Genomic DNA, 19,838 nt, shown 5'->3' with positions numbered 1-19,838 from the left:
TTTATGAAAAAAACGGCGAATACTTGGAAAAAGAATACTGATTTAAGCCGTTTAAATGCACTTAGTGAAAACACTATTATTGCATTGCTGGGTATTGAGTATACCGCCATTGGAATTGATTTTTTACAGGCAACTATGCCTGTCGACAATCGTACACATCAGCCACATGGTTTATTACATGGTGGCGCATCGGTTGTGCTGGCTGAAACGATTGGCAGTGTTGCTGCTAATTTGATGGTGGAAGATGATAAGGTTTGTGTTGGTTTAGAGGTCAATGCGAATCATATCCGTCCTATTAAAAAGGGGCATGTAACGGGAACAGCAACAGCGGTTCACATTGGTTACAGTACTCAAATTTGGCAAATAGAAATTTGTAATGAACGCCAACAGTTAGTGTGCACATCACGACTTACTGTGGCGGTCATTGATAAACCAAAACATTAACACCTTCACAATGAAGGTTATTTAAAAAGAGAAATTATGATTAAAGTAGGTACTTATAACGAGCTTAAAATCGTTAAAGAGGTAGATTTTGGGTTGTACTTAGATGGCGGCTATGACTTTGGTGAAATCCTATTACCAAAACGCTACATCACAGATGAGATGCGTATAGGGCAGAGCGTGTCTGTCTTCTTATATTACGATTCAGAAGACCGTTTAATCGCAACGACGCAACATGCAAAAGCAGTCGCGGGTGAGTTTGCTTCATTAAAAGTGGTTGATACTAATCGAGCTGGTGCATTTTTAGATTGGGGGTTACCTAAAGATTTATTGGTGCCTTTTAACCAACAAAAAGTAGCCATGAAAACAGGTTATGGCTATTTAGTTTATGTTTATCAAGATGATATCAGTGAACGATTATTAGCATCTTCAAAGTTAGATCGCTTCCTAGATAAAGTGCCTGCGACTTATAAAGTGGGTGAAAAGGTTGATTTAATTATTGCTGACCGTACTGATATCGGTTTTAAAGCGATTATTAACCATAAACATTGGGGCGTTATTTTTGAAAGCGATGTCTTCGGTGATTTAGGAATTGGCAAAAAATGTAAAGGTTACATTCGCCGTATCCGTGAAGATGGCAAAATAGATTTAGGTTTAACACAAACCGGTTATGCAAAAGTCGAAGGGTTGTCTGACCGTATTTTATTAAGCTTAAGACAGAATGATGGTTTTTTACCTTTGTCTGATAAAAGTAGCCCAGAGCAAATTGCTAAAATATTAAAAATGAGCAAGGGTAACTTTAAAAAAGCCATTGGCCAACTATATAAACAAGGTCATATTGTGATTGCAGCAAACGGCATTACAATCACTAAATAGCTTAATTGAGTCATCGAGTACTAAAAAAGCGGACATAATAAAAAGCCCTTACTGGTGAAAAGTAAGGGCTTTTTTTATAGCTTGTTTACTACAAAGCTTATTGAATACACTAAATTAAGGTTAGTTGATTCGCTTGTACTTCATACGTTTTGGCTCAATAGAAGCCGCACCAAACGTCTTCTTCATCCACTCTTCATACTCGCTGTAGTTACCTTCGTAAAAGTTAACTTTTCCTTCATCACGATAATCAATAATGTGCGTTGCAATGCGATCTAAGAACCAACGGTCATGCGATATCACCATTGCACAGCCAGCAAAGCCAAGTAGGGCATTCTCAAGAGCACGTAGTGTCTCAATATCTAAATCATTGGTTGGTTCATCAAGCAGTAATAAATTTCCGCCTGATTTTAATAGTTTAGCAAGATGTAAACGACCACGTTCACCACCAGAAAGATCACCGACAATTTTAGATTGATCAGACCCTTTAAAGTTGAAACGACCTAAATAAGCACGGCTTGGAATTTCGATATTGCCGACTTGGATAATATCACTTCCGCCAGATACCTCTTCAAATACAGAAACCTTGTCGTCCATGTGATCACGGAATTGATCTACACTGGCCATTTTCACCGACTCACCAATAATCACCTCACCTGAATCCGGTTGTTCAGAGCCATCTAACATTTTAAATAAGGTTGATTTACCTGCACCATTGGCACCGATAATACCTACAATCGCGCCCTTAGGGATACTAAAGCTTAAATCGTCGATTAATACACGACCATCAAATGACTTAGTTAGATTGTTTACATCAATAACTTGATCACCTAAACGTTGGCCTGTAGGAATAAATAATTCATTGGTTTCATTACGTTTTTGGAAGTCTTGATTATTAAGCTCTTCAAAGCGTGATAAACGTGCCTTACTTTTAGATTGGCGTCCTTTAGCATTAGAACGAACCCATTCTAGCTCTTGTTCAATTTGACGTTGACGTGCTTTTTCTTGAGAAGCTTCTTGTTTTAAGCGCTCATCTTTTTGCTCTAACCATGAAGAGTAATTACCTTCCCATGGGATACCATGGCCTCGGTCTAACTCTAATATCCAACCGGCTACATTATCAAGGAAGTAGCGGTCATGGGTAATAGCCACAACGGTTCCTTCATAGTCATGTAGGAAACGTTCTAACCAGCCAACTGATTCCGCATCCAAGTGGTTAGTTGGTTCATCTAGTAATAACATATCTGGTTTTTCTAGTAATAGACGACACAATGCAACACGGCGACGCTCACCACCCGATAATACTTTGATTGGTTGATCCCAAGCAGGTAAACGTAGTGCATCAGCAGCACGCTCTAATTGGTTATCAAGATTATGGCCATCATGGGTTTGAATAATATCTTCTAGTTGACCTTGGCGTTTTGCTAATGCATCAAAATCAGCATCTTCTTCTGCATAAGCAGCATAAACAGCGTCGAGCTCTGTTAATGCTGTTTTTACTTCAACGACGGCTTCTTCAATCACTTCACGTACATTTTTCTCAAGATCTAAAACAGGCTCTTGAGGTAAATAACCGATTTTAGTACCGGTTAAGGCGCGAGCTTCACCTTCAAACTCTTGATCAACACCTGCCATAATGCGTAATAATGTTGATTTACCAGAACCGTTAAGGCCTAGGACACCAATTTTAGCACCAGGAAAAAAGCTTAATGAAATATCTTTTAAAATAGTGCGTTTAGGCGGAACTACCTTACTCACTCGATTCATTGAAAAAATAAATTTATCTGGAAGAGCCATTCGAATACCTTTTTAAATAATGGTTTAACTTAATTGATGGCTATTGTAGATGGGTGTAAATAGGCACGTCAATGAAATGGCTTTGATATAGTGAAATAGGCTTATCAATGCTGAATAAAAATACTGTTTTTGATTGATATGAGTGCCACTTTTATTAAATAGTCAATGTTCTGTTAAAAAATACAAAAATTTGACTGTATAACGCGCTTTATATCTAAAATTCTTATGAATATTATGTTATATATATGCTCCTTACATAAAGTGAAAATGATGGATATAAATCCATCAGTTTTAGTTATTTTTCCTCATTTTTACCACTATAGGCTGTTTAATGAGTAAGCTTGCATATCAGACTGTTAATCGTCAACGCTATCGATTAGCAGCTGATCAATCGATTGAAATGAGTTTAAGTGAAGACTCAGTAATTAGTGAAGAGCCGTTAAAAATAGTCTTACATTGGATTTGTTCAACAACAGGTGAGAATCTAGAAAAAACCTTTATGGTTACGATGAGGACACCAGGCGATGATTCATCGTTGGTTATTGGGTTATTAAATGCTTACGGCATCATAAATAGCGTTAAACAAATAACCGCAATTGTTTGTGAAGAGCTTAACCAGTGCGATGTCAGTTTAGATGAATCCGTTCAATTAGATTGGAGCGCTTTAACACGGCAGTTTATTAGTCATTCTGGTTGTGGCATCTGTGGAACCAGTAATATCAAAAAATTGGCGCAAACATTTGCAATGGATATTGATGAAACAAGTGAATGGTTACCTTTATCAACGATTTTTACTTTTTCAGCGAGGCTAAGAGAGCATCAAACGTTATTCACAGCAACAGGTGGGGTACACAGTGCTGGGCTATTTGATACGCTTAATTGTATCACGGTAAAAGAAGATGTTGGGCGACATAATGCTGTTGATAAGGTGATTGGCGAAACCATGGTCGATGGTTTATTGACAGCCCATAATATATTAATGCTAAGCGGTCGAGTAAGCTTTGAATTGATGCAGAAAGCGGTAGCGGCAAAAATCCCCGTGGTTGTGGCAATAGGGGCTCCATCAAGTCTCGCAATTGCCGTTGCAAAACAATTTAACATCACCTTGATAGGATTTGTAAGTAATGCCACTTGCAATGTTTATCATGGTGATTTTCGTTTAATTAAATCTCATTCTAAATAATGATAGGTAGGCTTTGATGGCAGTTAAAAAATATAAAGGAGCAGCAGGTGGGTGGGGCTCTCTGGTTAGTACAGGTAAACATTTATTACACAGTGAAAATGTAGCAAAAAATGTATTAAACCTGTTAAAGACCAATCAAGATCACGGCTTTGATTGCCCTGGTTGTGCTTGGGGTGAAGAAGGCAAAAAAGATCGTTTTAAATTTTGTGAAAATGGTGCAAAAGCGGTTAACTGGGAGGCGACATCACGTCGTTTGACAGCTGATTTTTTTGACCAATACTCCGTATCATCACTGCGCAAACAAACGGATTACTTCCTTGAAGATCAAGGCCGCTTATCTGAACCTATGTCTTATCAAGCTGATATTGATAAGTTTGTCCCTATTAGCTGGGATGACGCTTACGCATTAATCGCAAACAAATTAAACAGCTTAGCATCACCTAATCAAGCTGAGTTTTACACTTCAGGGCGTGCAAGTAATGAAGCAGCCTTCTTATATCAATTGTTTGTTAGAAAATTCGGCACCAATAACTTTCCTGATTGTTCTAACATGTGCCATGAAGCGAGTGGTACAGGGTTAAAGCAATCAATAGGTATTGGTAAAGGAACCGTTACATTAGAGGACTTTGAGCATGCAGATGCTATTTTTATTTTCGGACAAAACCCGGGAACAAATCATCCGCGTATGCTACACACTCTAAATCATGCTGCTCACCGTGGTGCGAATATTGTTACCTTTAATACATTAAAAGAAAGAGGGTTAGAGCGCTTTGCAAATCCTCAATCACCTGTTGATATGGTGTTTGGTAGCTCTACAAAATTAACAAGTCAATATTTCACCCCTAACTTAGGTGGCGATATGGCGGCAGTCCGCGGGATGGTAAAAGTCTTGTTGAAGCGTCATGAGCAAGCGCTTGAAAGAGGCGACCATGTTTTTGATGTTAAATTTATTGAACAACATACCTCAGGATTAGAGGCTTATTTAGATAAAGTCCGAAATACCACTTGGTCTTTAATTACCGAGCAATCTGGATTATCAAAAGAGCAAATAAAATCAGCCGCTGATATTTATCAACATGCTAAAAACGTCATTATCACCTGGGCAATGGGCATTACACAGCATAAACATTCTGTTGCGACGGTTAATGAATTGGCTAGTTTACAGCTTCTATTTGGTCAAGTTGGTAAAAAAGGTGCTGGTTTATGTCCTGTTCGTGGGCACTCTAACGTACAAGGCGATCGTACGATGGGGATTGATGAAAAACCAAATCAAGCTTTATTAGATTGCATAGAAAAAACCTTTGATTTCACCCCACCAACAGAGCATGGCCATAATGCAGTGCAAGCAGTAGAAGCAATGTTGAGAGGCGATAGTAAATTCTTTATGGGGTTAGGTGGCAACTTTGCTGCGGCAATGCCGGATACAGAAATCACGCAAAGTGCGATGAGCAATTGTGATTTAACAGTGAATATTGCTACTAAACTCAATAGAACCCACCTTTACCCTGGTAAAGAAGCGTTAATTCTCCCTTGTCTAGGGCGTACTGATGTTGACTTACAAGAGGGCAACGCACAAAAGATAACAGTAGAAGATTCATTTTCTATGGTTCATTCATCGCAAGGTGTTGTTAAAAGTGATGTCAGACAGATGCGTTCAGAACCAGCAATCATCGCCGGTATTGCTCATGCTACATTGGGGAACGCTCCGGTAAATTGGTTGGAATTGATTAATGACTATGACCGAATTCGCGATCTAATTAGTCAAACTATTCCTGGTTTTTCTGATATGAATGAACGTTTAACGGCGCCTGGTGGTTTCTATCTAGGAAATTCAGCTGCGGAGCATAAATGGAATACTGAAAGCCAAAAAGCGCAGTTCCATGATTATGATTTACCTGATGCCATTGTTTCAGCTTCGCAACGTGCATTAACCAATAATGCTATTTTTGTTTTACAAACACTGCGTTCGCATGATCAATACAACACGACTATTTATGGTTTTAATGACCGATACCGTGGCTTAAGTGGTGATAGAAATATCATTTTACTTAATGAAAAGGATATTGAAGCATTAGGTTTGAAATCAGGTGATAAAGTAGATATTGAGGCGTTGTGGGGAGATGAGGTAACCAGAAAAGTCTTTAACTTTACATTGATTGCATTCGATATTCCGCCGGGAAATGCAGCGGCTTATTATCCTGAAGCGAACCCGCTAGTTGCATTAGCGAATCACGGTGACTTTACTTTTACACCGAACTCTAAATCGATTGCTATTGTTATTACTCCTGCCCAAGAACAGGCACAACAACGTATCGTGTAATTAGCTTGATGGCTTAATAATAAAGGGTAAGTATTGTCTCATTTTCGATAATACTTGTCCTTGATAGCTACTTTTATCCAGTTACTTTCCTTTTGTTCTGATCCTTTTTTATTTTTTTGAGTATTGTTATTAATGGATTCACTTTTTCTATCAATATTTTTACTTATTTACTTTCCTATAATTAGAGTCGATTTTCACTAGGCATTACCACAAAGATTGCGTAAAATGCGCAGCATCAAATTTACATTTTCATTCTTAGCAGGAGATACACATGTTTAACCGCGATATGAATATTGCTGATTACGATCCAGAATTATGGCAATCAATGACAGGTGAAGTTGCTCGTCAAGAAGCACACATAGAGTTAATTGCGTCAGAAAACTACACTAGCCCACGTGTAATGGAAGCACAAGGTAGTCAGTTAACAAATAAATATGCGGAAGGCTACCCAGGTAAACGTTATTACGGTGGTTGTGAGTATGTTGACGTTGCTGAGTCGCTAGCAATCGAACGTGCTAAATCTTTATTTGGTGCTGATTATGCAAATGTACAACCGCATGCTGGTTCTCAAGCAAACAGCGCTGTTTATGCTGCATTATGTGCGCCTGGCGATACTGTTTTAGGTATGAGCCTTGCTCACGGTGGTCACTTAACTCATGGTGCATCAGTTAGTTTCTCTGGTAAAGTTTACAAAGCTGTTCAATACGGTATTAACCCAGAAACAGGTGTTTTAGACTACGCTGAAGTTGAGCGCTTAGCGATTGAACATAAACCAAAAATGATTGTTGCAGGTTTCTCTGCATACTCAGGTATTGTTGATTGGGCTAAATTCCGTGAAATTGCTGATAAAGTAGGTGCTTACCTATTTGTTGATATGGCACACGTTGCTGGTCTAGTTGCTGCAGGTCTTTACCCTAACCCTGTACCATTTGCTGATGTTGTTACAACAACAACTCATAAAACATTAGGCGGTCCACGTGGCGGTCTTATTCTTGCTAAAGCTAATGAAGCACTTGAGAAAAAATTAAACTCAGCTGTTTTCCCTGGCGGTCAAGGTGGTCCTTTAATGCATGTTATCGCTGCTAAAGCGGTTGCATTCAAAGAATGTGCTGAACCAGCATTTAAAGAGTACCAACAAAATGTATTAGATAATGCTAAAGCAATGGTTAAAGTGTTCCAAGATCGCGGTTACAAAATCGTATCTAACGGTACTGAAAACCACCTTTTCCTAGTTGACTTGATTGCTCAAGACATCACTGGTAAAGAAGCTGATGCGGCATTAGGTCTTGCTCACATTACTGTGAACATGAACTCTGTACCAAACGATCCACGTTCTCCATTTGTTACATCTGGTTTACGTATTGGTACGCCAGCATTCACTCGTCGTGGTGCTAACACTGCTGATGCTGCTGAACTAGCTGTTTGGATTTGTGATATTCTTGATGCAATCAAAGATGAAGAAAAATTAGCTGCAACAATTGAAGCTGTTAAAGTTAAAGTTGCAAAATTCTGTGATGCACACCCTGTTTACGCTTAAGTTTAGACATTAAGAAAATTATTAGCGGTAATAAAAGCTGGTAATATATTTTTGAAAATCCGTACTTGTTACAAGTGCGGATTTTTTTATTTAAGGGTAAATAAAATACGTAATTGTTAATGGCAACGCCATTTTAAAATCAATGCAAGGTGATATTTCTCAGTTTGTTTTTGCGTAAAATGAGATCGCTTTTGTTAACCCAATAATAACGTCCCATTGTTAAATCCTTTACAGTTTATTTTTAACTAGTCAGATCGCCCTTATTCAAAAATAACGTTTATACAATAACCGGCTTTTAGGTTATTTGAGTATATTACTTTATAATTTATTTACTATTTTTGCCTTATTTTATATTATTTTGCAAAGTATCGTTTTGAACTTCGGTTATATTTGGAGCTTTTATTAAAAAATTCACAAAATTAATGATAGCTGGTGCTATTTTATCAACATTTATACTGGCTGGGTGTGTTGGTCATTCACATCACGACGGAGGCGCGAGTAAACCTGGTGTTGGGAAGCATGCCTCAGCAGGACATGGAAAACACTAGTTATTTAATGTGCTAAGTTACTCATAAAGTATCAGCATTTCTGCATTCTAGCGTTAGCAAACACAATTAGATTGAGGGCGGTTACATTACTTTGGTAGGCAGTCGTAAGCTAGGTTAGTGGGTAATTTACCATTTACTTAATGCATCTTTTGGCGCTGCTAAAGCAGTGTGAATAGCTTTATTAATATCACTGTTAATGATGCAGATTTAGGTTGTTTCAACTTCCTATTTTTATAATTTATTTACTGTTCTTATCTTAGATTATGTTATTTTATACAGTATATTTTTCAATTTGGATGAGATTTGAGGTTTTTATGAAAAAATTAACACGATTAATGGTGGCTGGAGCTGCACTAACAACATTACTGCTTGCGGGATGTGTTGCACCTCCACACCATGGGGGAGGTCATAACTCTGGTGTGATTGTGGTACCAGGCGGGCATCATGGTGGACCTGTTGGTCATGGAAAGCCTAGTCGTGGAAAACCTGGTCGTGGAGGTGGTCATCATCATTAATAATGGTGTTCAACTTACGACATACACTTTATTAGTACTGCTTAAATAGCGACTGTAATTTAGTCGAATGTCCACTAAAGGGCGCTTTAATTGATAAAGCTTTTCATAATCGCTTTGTCGATTAACTTCTACATTTTTTGCTTGTTATTAATCCACAGAGTGCGTTACCGTTAAATATTAGCTACTCCAGCTTAATTCTCTTTTTTATGTTTTTCGTCAGCCCTTTATTGATGAAACAGAATTGAAGGTTTGTTAGCACAGTTTGTTTATTAATAAATTACTGATCGTTTTAGAAAGGTTATCTATATTGAAGCCAATTCCCATATTATATTTACGATGTTGCTTAATGTGCGGAATAAAGCGAGCAGGGTGATGAGTGCTTCTATAGTGGATTTAATTCACTTTAGTCACGAGGTACTTTTATTTTTAACTTTCTCAATATGGAGCCCCAACTTGAATTGCGTACCTTTTTTCACTCAACTCAATGATTAAATTTACTTTTCTGCATTAAATTAAGCACTATCTTAGATACTATATTCTTAGTTATGTTATTTTAAGGGTATTATTGAAATATATTTTTAAAAGGTGACTGCCTGTGTTTAAAGTATACCATTCCAATCAAATCAGCTTGTTGAAAGAGTTATTGCTTGCCCTTATGAAGCAATCCCCTTTAAGTCATCCCTTTGAAAATGAAACAGTATTAGTACAAAGCCCGGGGATGGCTCAATGGTTGCAATTAGAGATCGCACAATCAACGGGTATTGCTGCAAACATTGATTTCCCTTTACCAGCTAGCTTTATTTGGCAGCAATTTAAACATGTTTTAGATGATGTGCCTGATAATAGCCCATTCAATAAACAAGCGATGACTTGGCAAATAATGAAGTTGCTGCCTGATTGCTTAGAAGATGAAGACTTTAGTGCGTTAAAAGAGTATTTAGAAGACGATCAACACCTACGTAAACGTTTCCAGTTAAGTGGTAAAGTGGCCGATATTTTTGACCAATATTTAGTGTATCGACCAGAATGGATTGATAACTGGGAAACATTAGAAGACAGTCAAGTCAGTTTAGAGAATCTTCAGCCAGAATGGTTAGATACGCACCTTTGGCAAGCTAAGTTATGGCGTTTATTGGTGAGTAGCATCAAAGAAGGTTTCCAATCTCAAGGAAAAGCTTACCATCGAGCGGGTTTATACCAAGATTTTTTAAGTACTTTAGAGACTAAAACGACTGAGCAGTTAACACATTTACCTAAACGTATTTTTGTCTTTGGGATATCCTCTTTACCAGAATCTTATCTACAAGCATTGCTAGGTTTAGCGGAGCATTGTGATGTACATTTTCTATTAACTAACCCTTGCCGTTATTATTGGGGGGATATTGTTGACCCTAAATTATTAGCAAAACGTTTTGCACAGTCTCGCCCTAAGGTGAGTGTTAACAAGGGCGAAGTGGAACAACTAACAGCAAGCAGCTGGCAAAAAGATGAAGCCCATTTAGCTTGGGCAAGTAGTGGTGATATTGAAAGTGAAGTAGGCAATCCTTTATTAGCTTCGATGGGTAAAATGGGACGTGATTTTTTATACCAATTGTACAGCCTAGAACAACAAGAAATTGATGCTTTTGTGGATATTGACCGCGATAGCTTATTGCATAATCTACAGGCTGATATTTTAGACTTAACGGATAGCTCAACAGAGACATTAAAAGATCCATCACTTCGCATTGAAATTGATGATGGTGATAATTCACTGAGCTTGCATGCTTGCCATAGTGTCATGCGAGAAGTTGAAGTATTACACGATAATTTATTAACCATGTTTGAGCAGGACTCGACACTCACTCCTAAAGATATCATTGTGATGGTGCCTAATATTGATGCTTATGCACCTTATGTTGAAGCTGTATTTAGCCGCTCAGGTGCAGGAACAAGCATCCCATTCTCTATCTCTGATGTGAGTGCGCAGCAAGAAAACCCGATATTAGCGAGCTTTTTACAACTATTGAATTTACAACAAAGTCGCTATACACGAGAAGATATCTTAGCTTTATTAGAAGTACCTGCTATTTTAAATCGATTCTCTATTAAGCAATCTGAATTTGATTTATTGCAACATTGGATCACTGAAAGCGGTATTCGATGGGGGTTAAATGATCAATCTGCGACACAATGGGAATTGCCTGCATTAACACAAAATAACTGGTTATTTGGTTTAAAACGCATGTTACTTGGCTATGCCATGAGTGGCGAGCTTTTTGAAGGCATCGCACCTTATGATGAAGTGCAAGGTTTACAGGGGGATTTACTCGGTCGATTCATTGAGTTTGTCGATACCTTGATTGCATTAGAAGCTAGCCTAAATAAACAAGTAAGTTGTGCCGAGTGGCAGTTATTCATTAATCACTTGATTGATGATTTCTATCTTGAAGATGAGGATAACAGCGTTTTATTCAGTCAAATCCGCCAGCAAATGCAAATGTTAGTAGAGCAAACGGCACAAGCTAGATTTGAACAACCTTTATCATTATTAGTCTTAGTTGAATACTTACAAGAACACTTATCTAGCCAGTCTAATAGCCAGCGCTTTTTAGCTGGACAAGTAAACTTCTGTACCTTAATGCCGATGCGTTCTATTCCTTTTAAAGTGGTGTGTTTACTAGGAATGAATGATGGTTTATACCCTCGTTCATTATTACCTATGGGATTTGATTTAATGGTCGGTCATCGTAAGCGTGGTGATCGCTCTCGTCGAGATGAAGATCGCTATTTATTTTTAGAAGCCATGCTTTCAGCACAATCGCAGTTTTATATTAGTTACATTGGTAAAGATATCAGTGATAACAGTGAAAAAATGCCCAGTGTATTAGTCAGTGAATTACTTAATTATATTCAACAAAGTTTTAGGTTAAGCAGTCAGTGTGATTTAAGCATGGACAATGGCAAGTTAGAGGATGACCTATTATCGGCTTTGACTCATCACTATCCAATGCAAAGCTTTAGTGAGCAATATTTTCAAGGTAAGCACGTGACTTATCAGCAGGGCTGGTGGGCAGCCCTCAATAAAGAAGTGAGCAGTGAAGATGAATTGTTTAGTCCTTTACCTTTATTGCAAAGTGAGCAAATAGAGCTCGCTGCATTAATTCGGTTTTTACAAAACCCTTGTCGTGCCTTTTTTAATCAAGGTTTAAATGTTTACTTTGAGATGGATGATATTGAACAAGAAAATGATGAACCTTTTGCTTTAGATAATTTACAACAATACCTATTAAAGACAGAACAGTTTAAGCATGGTTTGGATGATCAAGCTTTGACCTCTTTATATGTGGGGTTGCAAGCAGAAGGTAAGTTACCTGTAGGTGAATTTGCTAAGCTTATTTTTAATAAAGATTTACAGGTGATGGTGGATTTAGCCAGTATTTACAGTAGTTACTTTGTTGGCAATATTGAGCAGGTTACGGTAGATATCCCCTTTGATGATAAACGCTTAATCGGGGCCTTAGATGATCACTGTGAAAATGGTTTAGTACGCATAAAACCAGGTAATATAAAAGGCAAAGATCTCCTTAAACTCTGGGTAGAGCATTTGTGTTATTGCATTGTCCACGGACAACACCTTAATGCCACTTTATTTGGACAAACTAAAGGACATTATTTTGAAGAGATCCCAGCGGATTATGCGCATCAACGTCTTTCTGAATTGATTGCGTTATATCAACAAGGATTACAGCAAGCGTTGCCTTTCTTCGTTGAAAGTGCATTTCAGTGGTGTGATGCCGTATGTAAAGTTCAACCTGGCGTTTATATGTTGGATGAGTTGAGTTTTGAAACGCGCGCGGCTGGACAACAAGAGGCCTTAAAAACCTTTAATAATAGTCGAGGTTATTCTGAAGCCAGTGATCCCTATATTAATCGTGTTTATGAAAATATTGAAGACCATTGGGCACAATTTGAAAGCATTGCATTACAAGTGTTTATGCCATTATTGTGCAACTTAAATGATTTAATTTACGAACAATGGGGAGAGGCGTAATCATGGTTGAAGAAACACAATTATCGTTGATTGAAGCTGATAACTTGTCAGCACAGGAAAAAACTAGCACCTCTGTGGCTGATATTGCTGTTACGCCACTACAGGCGCTAACGTTTCCATTGTTTGGGCGTCGTTTAATTGAAGCCTCTGCGGGTACTGGAAAAACCTATACTATTGCCAGTTTATTTATTCGCCTATTACTAGGACACGGTAAACATGTAGATGATCGCGCAGATTTAACCCAGCAAACGGCACATCAAACGCCATTAACCGTCGATAAAATCCTAGTGGTAACTTTTACTGAAGCGGCCACTGCCGAGTTAAGAGGGCGAATTCGTGACCGTATTCGTGAAACACGGTTAGCTTTTGTACAAGGCAGTAGTAAAGATGATTATTGCCAACAGTTGATTGATGATAGCAGTAACCTTGAGCATGACATTCGTTTATTACGTTTTGCTGAACTGCAGATGGATGAAGCGTCAATTTTTACTATTCATGGTTTCTGTCAACGTATGTTGCAGCAAAACGCTTTTGAATCTGGCAGTTTATTTCAGCAAACCCTATTAGAAGATGATGCAGATATTTTAAGTCAGGCCTGTAATGACTTTTGGCGAGCACATTTTTATCAATTATCAACGCCATTAACTGCGGTTATCTATAGTTATTGGGCGCATCCAGAAGCACTTAAAAAAGAGCTTCAGCAGTGGTTATCACGTAATGACTTAACTTTTATTCCTAATATCACAGACTTTGACTTCCAAAGTAAATATGAGCAGGGGCTGAACGCCATTGACGAGGTTAAGCAAGCTTGGAATGCGGGTAAAGATGATTATCAAGATATCATTACTCACTCAGGTGTTGATAAACGCAGTTACAGCAAAAAGAACTTACCTAATTGGTTTCAGCAGGTGAGTGATTGGGCTTGTTCCGATAGCTTTGATTTAACGCTGCCTAAAAATTTAATTAAATTTTCGCAGGAAGAGCTATACACCAAAACCAAAAAGGGTGAAGCACCTACGCATGCCACTTTTGTGTTAATTGAAGACCTGCTTAAACAAGATATTTCCATCAAAAACACCTTATTGATTAAAGCGACGCATTGGATAAAAGCTAACTTACAAACAACTAAGCAGCAACATATGCTATTAGGGTTTGATGATTTATTAACCCGTTTAGATCACGCATTACAAGTGTCAGCAGAAGGGCATTTAGGCAAGCAAATAAAACAACAATATCCGATTGCCTTGATCGATGAGTTTCAAGATACCGACCCAGTGCAATACCGTATATTTGATACAATTTATAGTGATGCTTGCGACACCGAAACTGATCTGGAAGAAGCCAGTGTCGAGCAACCACAACGCTTGAATCAATCTGGCTTATTTATGATTGGTGATCCTAAACAGGCGATTTATAGTTTCCGTGGCGCAGATATTTTCACTTACATGAAGGCACGTAATGCCGTGTCTGCCCATTATAGTTTAGATAATAACTATCGTTCTAGCGCACAGATGATTGATGCTGTTAATGGTTTTTTCCAACATAAAATTGCGCCATTTATTTATGATCAGGATATTCCTTTTCACCCTGTACAAGCGCCAGCGATTAAACGTAAAAAGTTAGTGGTGAATAACCCAGATGATGATCAACAAACTGCTTTACAGTTTTTGCATGTTAAAGGTGCATTGAGCAGTGATGCTTTCCGCCATCAAAGTGCACAAGCGACGGTTAATGAAATTAAAACATTATTATTGTTATCTCAACAAAAACAGGCTTACCTAGAAGATGTTGAGGGTAACCATCATCCAATTCACGCTAATAATATTTCAGTGCTAGTGAGAACCGGTAATGAGGCAAATATCATTCGTAAAGCACTATTGGAAGAGAATATTAATAGTGTGTATTTATCTCTTAAAGAGAGTGTATTTGCGAGCACTTTAGCGCAGGATTTATTACGTTTACTCAATGCTTGTTTACACCCAAGTAATGAGCGTTATTTACGTTCGGCAATCGCCTGTAAACTTTTTTCTTTAACCCCATTAGAAGTTCATAATACGTTTTCTGAAACGGCTAGTTGGGAAACTAAAATTGCTGATTTTGCTCGTTATAAAACGGTATGGGAAGAGAGCGGTATTCTAGTGATGCTGCAACAATGTTTTCATGAGCAAGGAATTAGCGCGCACTTATTAACACAAAATCAAGGCGAGCGCGCTTTAACGGATTTATTACACCTTGCAGAGTTGTTACAAAAAAATAGCATGGTGTATGAAGGGGCTTTTGCCTTAGTGCGATGGTTTAGTGAGCAAATTAGCCATGCTAAAAGTGAGCAAGGGGAGCAAAAGCAACGTTTAGAAAGTGAAAAATCTTTAGTGCAAGTGAGTACGCTCCATAAATCGAAAGGGTTGGAGTACGATATCGTATTTATTCCTTTTAGTGGTTTGTACCGTGAACCAAAAGAGTATTTATTTCACGATCAAAAACAGCGTTTAGTGTTTGATTTAGAAAGCAGTGATAGCAGTAAAGAGCAGACTCAAAAAGAGCTGTTAGCAGAAGATATTCGTTTATTATATGTAGGTTTAACACGCAGTGTCTACCGTTGTTATTTAGGTATTGGTCCTTACAAAAAAGGCCGTGCGAAAGCTACGCCATTAACGAAAAGTGCTTTAGGGTATTTAACCATTCAAGCAGGAGAAGAGTTACAAGCTGGCGATGACCAAAACTTGCTGCGGTTATTACAAGGAGTGTGTCAGCAATCAGAGAATATTGGTATTCGTCATGCACCTGATTTACCTAGTGAAACCTATCAGGTGGCGACACCATCTTTAGATCAATTAGTCGCTCCGAAAACCTTTTCTGGCGAGATCGAAAAAAATTGGTGGGTAACCAGTTACTCTGCACTATCACGCTTTCATAGCGCCCCAACTATCGAGGATAAGCAAACCAAAAAAATTCCTGAGGAGCGAGCAGCGTTAGCAGAGGCCAGTAAGGAATCGCAGCTAGTTAAAGATGTGCCCGAAAAAAGTGTGTTTAGTTTTCCAAGAGGGGCGAAACACGGTACATTTTTACATGAGTTATTTGAAGAGATAGATTTTCAAGATTGTCCTACTGAAGAGTTGCTCCCTTGGTTACAGGACAGGTTAACGGTAAATAACTACGAAGAGGCTGAACAGTGGGCTCCTATTGTAGGCCAATGGGTCCATAATATTTTAGCGCACCCTTTAAAATCAGATCTTTATCCTGATTTATCCTTATCTCAATTGAGTGAAGATCAAAAGAAAGTTGAGATGCAATTCTTTTTGCCAATGCAACCTATTGAGGCGACATCGGTTAATCGTTTAATTGCTTATTATGATCCGTTATCCGCCCAAGCAGGCGCATTGCAATTCAAACAAGTGCAAGGCATGTTAAAAGGGTTTATCGATTTAACGTTTGAGTATCAAGGACAATATTTTGTACTCGATTATAAATCAAATTATTTAGGTGATGAGTTAGCTGATTACAGTCAACAAGCGATGTCTGAAGCCATTATTGAGCATCGATATGATTTTCAATATCAGCTTTATACCTTGGCTTTACACCGATTATTACGATCACGTATTACCGACTATAACTATGACCAACACCTCGGAGGCGTGTTTTATACTTTCTTAAGAGGGATGCAAGGCAGTGCAGACGAAGGGGTATATTTTACTAAACCTAAATTTGAATTAATTGATAAATTAGATAAGTTATTAAGCGGTGAATTAACGGCTGAGATGTTGCAAGAGGAGTTGTCATGTTAGACCAATCAATACCATCAGGCCGTGAGCCGGCAACAGCTACGACAACGGACAATAGTATGTTAACACTGTTAAAGCAATGTCAGCTAAATCAACAAATTCGACCAATCGACTTTCATTTTGCAAAGTTTATGGCTGAATTAGGTGCAGATAATTTGATGCAATTGGCTGCGGCATTAACCAGCCAGCAATTAGGTGGTGGTCATATTTGTTTACCCATTGATAAAATTGGTGGACTATTTCATCAACACTGTTTGCAGTTGGCTCTGGACTCTCAACAACAAAGTGAGCATTTAAATGTGTCATGTATTTTTCATGACCAACAGCAAACGCATTATCAGCTCAATGAAAGTGCCTGTTGTGGTGACGGTGCTCCGCTAAGGTTGCAATATAATGCGCTATTTATGGCGCGTTATGCTGAGTTTGAACAGTTGATTTCCGATAAATTATTACAACCTATCCCAGTACAAGTTGATGTGGCTAGCAAAGGGTATCTAGAGAAGTTATTTACGCCGCAGTATCGCTATTTATGGGATGCATGGCAAACGGATACTGATCAATCGATTCAAATGTTATGTGAAAAATATTTGGATGTGATCGAGCAAGCGCCAGTTGACTGGTCTGCCGTTACTCAATGTTTTAATAATGCTAAATCAGCTGAAGACTTAGTTTTATTGGAGTCATTAATTCCCAATAAAGTGCGCTGTGATTGGCAAAAAATCAGTGCTGCGTTAGCTTTGACGTCTGCTCGTTGCATTATTTCCGGTGGACCGGGCACTGGCAAAACTACGACAGTAGTAAAATTGTTAGCGCTATTATTAAATGCACAACCTGACTTAATCATTAAGATGGTGGCGCCCACGGGTAAAGCGGCAGCACGTCTTACTGAATCAATCACCAATGCTTTAGATGAATTAGACTTAGGTAATTTGATAGAGGGGCAACAAGCTCCCAACATTCCAACGGATGCGAGTACCATTCATCGCTTATTAGGCGTACGTAATAATAGTGCGCATTTCCGCCATCATGCAGGCAATTTATTAACCTTGGATTTATTGTTAGTAGATGAAGCCTCGATGGTTGATTTACCATTGATGGCTAAATTATTGAGTGCGTTACCCGACCATGCGCGTTTAATTTTGTTGGGTGATAAAGACCAATTAGCTTCAGTTGAAGCTGGCGCGGTACTTGGTGATATTTGCTCTTTTATTGAATCAGGTTATAGCCAACAAAAAGCACAGCAATTAGCCGAATTAACCGGTTTTGATTGTTTGTTATCACAAGGCTTTTATGCACAAGCGACTATGGCTGATAATTTATGTCTGTTAAGGAAAAGTTATCGCTTTGATCAGTTTTCTGGTATTGGTTATTTAGCCAGTGCTGTGAATAAAGGCGGCGTAACCGCAGCAAAATTGGCCGCCTTATGTGAGCAATATGATGACCTTGCTTATTATGCTAATGATAGTGAAAGCGCTGCCGATTTTGAGCGTCTAGTGGTCGAAGGGTATACGCCATATTTATCTGAGTTATGTGTGATTAACAAAAATAACCGTGAGCAAGCTAAAAAGTTGTTGAGTGCATTTAATGACTTTAAAATATTGTGTGCAACGCGCGAACAAGAATGGGGTGTTGATACACTCAACCATCGTTGTGAAAAACTTTTACAAAAAGCGGGATTACTGGTTCGTCGTTTTGATATGACACAAACATGGTATGTGGGTCGTCCAGTGATGGTGACTGAAAACAGTTACCACCTTGGTTTATTTAATGGAGACATTGGGTTGTGTTTAGAGGATGAGCACGGTCAATTGAGAGTTTATTTTGTGATGCCCGATGGCACTGTTTCTGATTTTCAACCCAGCCGTTTACCAGCACATCAGACAGTATTTGCAATGACGGTGCATAAAAGTCAAGGATCTGAGTTTAAACACACTTTGTTAGCATTACCTGATTATGCATTACCAGTGATGAATCGTGAGTTGGTTTATACAGGCATCACACGTGCTAAAAAACGTTTAACCTTGATTGCTGATCTTGCCTTGGTGGCGAGTTCAGTAAGAAATAGAGCCAGTCGAAACAGTCGTTTAACAGAACGATTAAGTCGATAATGATTAAAATGCGGTAATCAAAGTGATTTGTTGCCGCGAAAATACAGACAGTAAAGAAAGGATGCAACATGACTCCAGCGATAAAAGTGGCAGAGAAACATAAAATCACATTCCAAGTTCATCAATATAAACATGATAAAAAACATGAGTCTTATGGGCTAGAAGCCGCTGAGAAGATGAATGTCGATCCCAAGCAAGTATTTAAAACGTTAGTGGTTGAGCTAGATAAAAAGTTGGTTGTGGCAATATTACCTGTGACTGAACAGTTGAATTTGAAAGCCGTTGCCAATGCATTAAAGGGTAAGAAGGCACAAATGGCCAATAAAAATGATGTGTTACGTTCATCGGGTTATGTTTTAGGTGGGGTGAGCCCTTTAGGTCAAAAAAAACAATTAACCACAGTGATTGATGAAACAGCAAAGTCGTATTCCGATATTTATGTTAGTGCGGGTAAGCGTGGCTTAGAGATTCAATTAAATGCACAAGATCTCGCGTCGATACTATCAGCTAGTTTTGTAGCCTTGACTTAGTGACTGATTCACCCCTGTTGTGGCTTGAGTCAAACTAATATCTACCTATGATAGCTCAGACTAAAGTTCTTCGTTTCTAGATGGTAAGCTTCATTGAACTCCTGTCGCTTTGGAGCTTATTAATAATACCAATCACACTAATTAACTGATCTATTTTACTTGCTAAAATAACTT

The 19,838-nt window shown here is 38.4% G+C and carries 11 protein-coding genes; 10 read left to right on the top strand and 1 reads right to left on the bottom strand.

The annotated features are described in order from the left end of the window. Positions 1–3: 3 nt before the first annotated feature. Both V6256_RS06270 and V6256_RS06265 read left to right on the top strand, forming a co-directional pair. On the top strand, positions 4–444 hold the full coding sequence (locus V6256_RS06270) for a hotdog fold thioesterase (protein WP_341597222.1): 441 nt from the start codon (positions 4–6) through the stop codon (positions 442–444). Positions 445–480: 36 nt separating this feature from the next. Then, the gene (locus tag V6256_RS06265) at positions 481–1,317 is read left to right on the top strand and encodes a CvfB family protein (RefSeq protein ID WP_341597221.1); all 837 of its coding nucleotides are present in this window, start codon (positions 481–483) and stop codon (positions 1,315–1,317) included. A 120-nt stretch (positions 1,318–1,437) separates the two neighbouring features. Here the strand turns inward: V6256_RS06265 and ettA are convergent, their stop codons facing one another. Then, positions 1,438–3,111, bottom strand: coding sequence for an energy-dependent translational throttle protein EttA (gene ettA / locus V6256_RS06260; protein WP_341597220.1), 1,674 nt, complete (start codon positions 3,109–3,111; stop codon positions 1,438–1,440). Positions 3,112–3,442: 331 nt separating this feature from the next. Here ettA and fdhD point away from each other — a divergent pair, with 331 nt between their 5' ends. From fdhD to ybaK, 8 genes are all read left to right on the top strand, one after another. Then, complete coding sequence (gene fdhD / locus V6256_RS06255; protein ID WP_341597219.1) at positions 3,443–4,294, top strand: formate dehydrogenase accessory sulfurtransferase FdhD; 852 nt, start codon at positions 3,443–3,445, stop codon at positions 4,292–4,294. 16 nt (positions 4,295–4,310) lie between these two features. Continuing rightward, positions 4,311–6,614, top strand: coding sequence for an FdhF/YdeP family oxidoreductase (locus tag V6256_RS06250; protein WP_341597218.1), 2,304 nt, complete (start codon positions 4,311–4,313; stop codon positions 6,612–6,614). A 271-nt stretch (positions 6,615–6,885) separates the two neighbouring features. Beyond that, positions 6,886–8,151, top strand: coding sequence for a serine hydroxymethyltransferase (gene glyA, locus V6256_RS06245; RefSeq protein ID WP_341597217.1), 1,266 nt, complete (start codon positions 6,886–6,888; stop codon positions 8,149–8,151). Between the two features lie 862 nt (positions 8,152–9,013). Further along, on the top strand, positions 9,014–9,214 hold the full coding sequence (locus V6256_RS06240; RefSeq protein ID WP_341597216.1) for a hypothetical protein: 201 nt from the start codon (positions 9,014–9,016) through the stop codon (positions 9,212–9,214). A gap of 595 nt (positions 9,215–9,809) precedes the next feature. Further along, the gene (recC, locus tag V6256_RS06235) at positions 9,810–13,247 is read left to right on the top strand and encodes an exodeoxyribonuclease V subunit gamma (RefSeq protein ID WP_341597215.1); all 3,438 of its coding nucleotides are present in this window, start codon (positions 9,810–9,812) and stop codon (positions 13,245–13,247) included. Positions 13,248–13,249: 2 nt separating this feature from the next. Continuing rightward, a complete protein-coding gene (recB, locus tag V6256_RS06230) occupies positions 13,250–17,029 on the top strand; it encodes an exodeoxyribonuclease V subunit beta (RefSeq protein ID WP_341597214.1) in 3,780 nt (1,259 codons plus the stop codon). Continuing rightward, entirely contained in the window at positions 17,023–19,134 is a 2,112-nt protein-coding gene (gene recD, locus V6256_RS06225) for an exodeoxyribonuclease V subunit alpha (RefSeq protein WP_341597213.1), read from the top strand. The genes recB and recD overlap by 7 nt, the downstream gene beginning before the upstream one ends. A 68-nt stretch (positions 19,135–19,202) precedes the next feature. Continuing rightward, positions 19,203–19,664 (top strand): Cys-tRNA(Pro) deacylase, encoded by a 462-nt coding sequence (gene ybaK / locus V6256_RS06220; RefSeq protein ID WP_341597212.1) that lies wholly within the window; start codon positions 19,203–19,205, stop codon positions 19,662–19,664. Positions 19,665–19,838: the final 174 nt, after the last annotated feature.

The organism is Psychromonas aquatilis, from assembly GCF_038155185.1.
GTDB classification, from domain to species: Bacteria; Pseudomonadota; Gammaproteobacteria; order Enterobacterales; family Psychromonadaceae; genus Psychromonas; species Psychromonas aquatilis.
This window is presented reverse-complemented; position numbering and strand designations above follow the sequence as displayed.

Bases quoted from the DNA above. Each gene is read 5' to 3' on its own strand.
- V6256_RS06270 (WP_341597222.1), top strand. From the start codon at position 4: ATGAAAAAAACGGCGAATACTTGGAAAAAGAATACTGATTTAAGCCGT.
- V6256_RS06265 (WP_341597221.1), top strand. From the start codon at position 481: ATGATTAAAGTAGGTACTTATAACGAGCTTAAAATCGTTAAAGAGGTA.
- ettA (WP_341597220.1), bottom strand. From the start codon at position 3,111: ATGGCTCTTCCAGATAAATTTATTTTTTCAATGAATCGAGTGAGTAAG.
- fdhD (WP_341597219.1), top strand. From the start codon at position 3,443: ATGAGTAAGCTTGCATATCAGACTGTTAATCGTCAACGCTATCGATTA.
- V6256_RS06250 (WP_341597218.1), top strand. From the start codon at position 4,311: ATGGCAGTTAAAAAATATAAAGGAGCAGCAGGTGGGTGGGGCTCTCTG.
- glyA (WP_341597217.1), top strand. From the start codon at position 6,886: ATGTTTAACCGCGATATGAATATTGCTGATTACGATCCAGAATTATGG.
- V6256_RS06240 (WP_341597216.1), top strand. From the start codon at position 9,014: ATGAAAAAATTAACACGATTAATGGTGGCTGGAGCTGCACTAACAACA.
- recB (WP_341597214.1), top strand. From the start codon at position 13,250: ATGGTTGAAGAAACACAATTATCGTTGATTGAAGCTGATAACTTGTCA.
- recD (WP_341597213.1), top strand. From the start codon at position 17,023: ATGTTAGACCAATCAATACCATCAGGCCGTGAGCCGGCAACAGCTACG.
- ybaK (WP_341597212.1), top strand. From the start codon at position 19,203: ATGACTCCAGCGATAAAAGTGGCAGAGAAACATAAAATCACATTCCAA.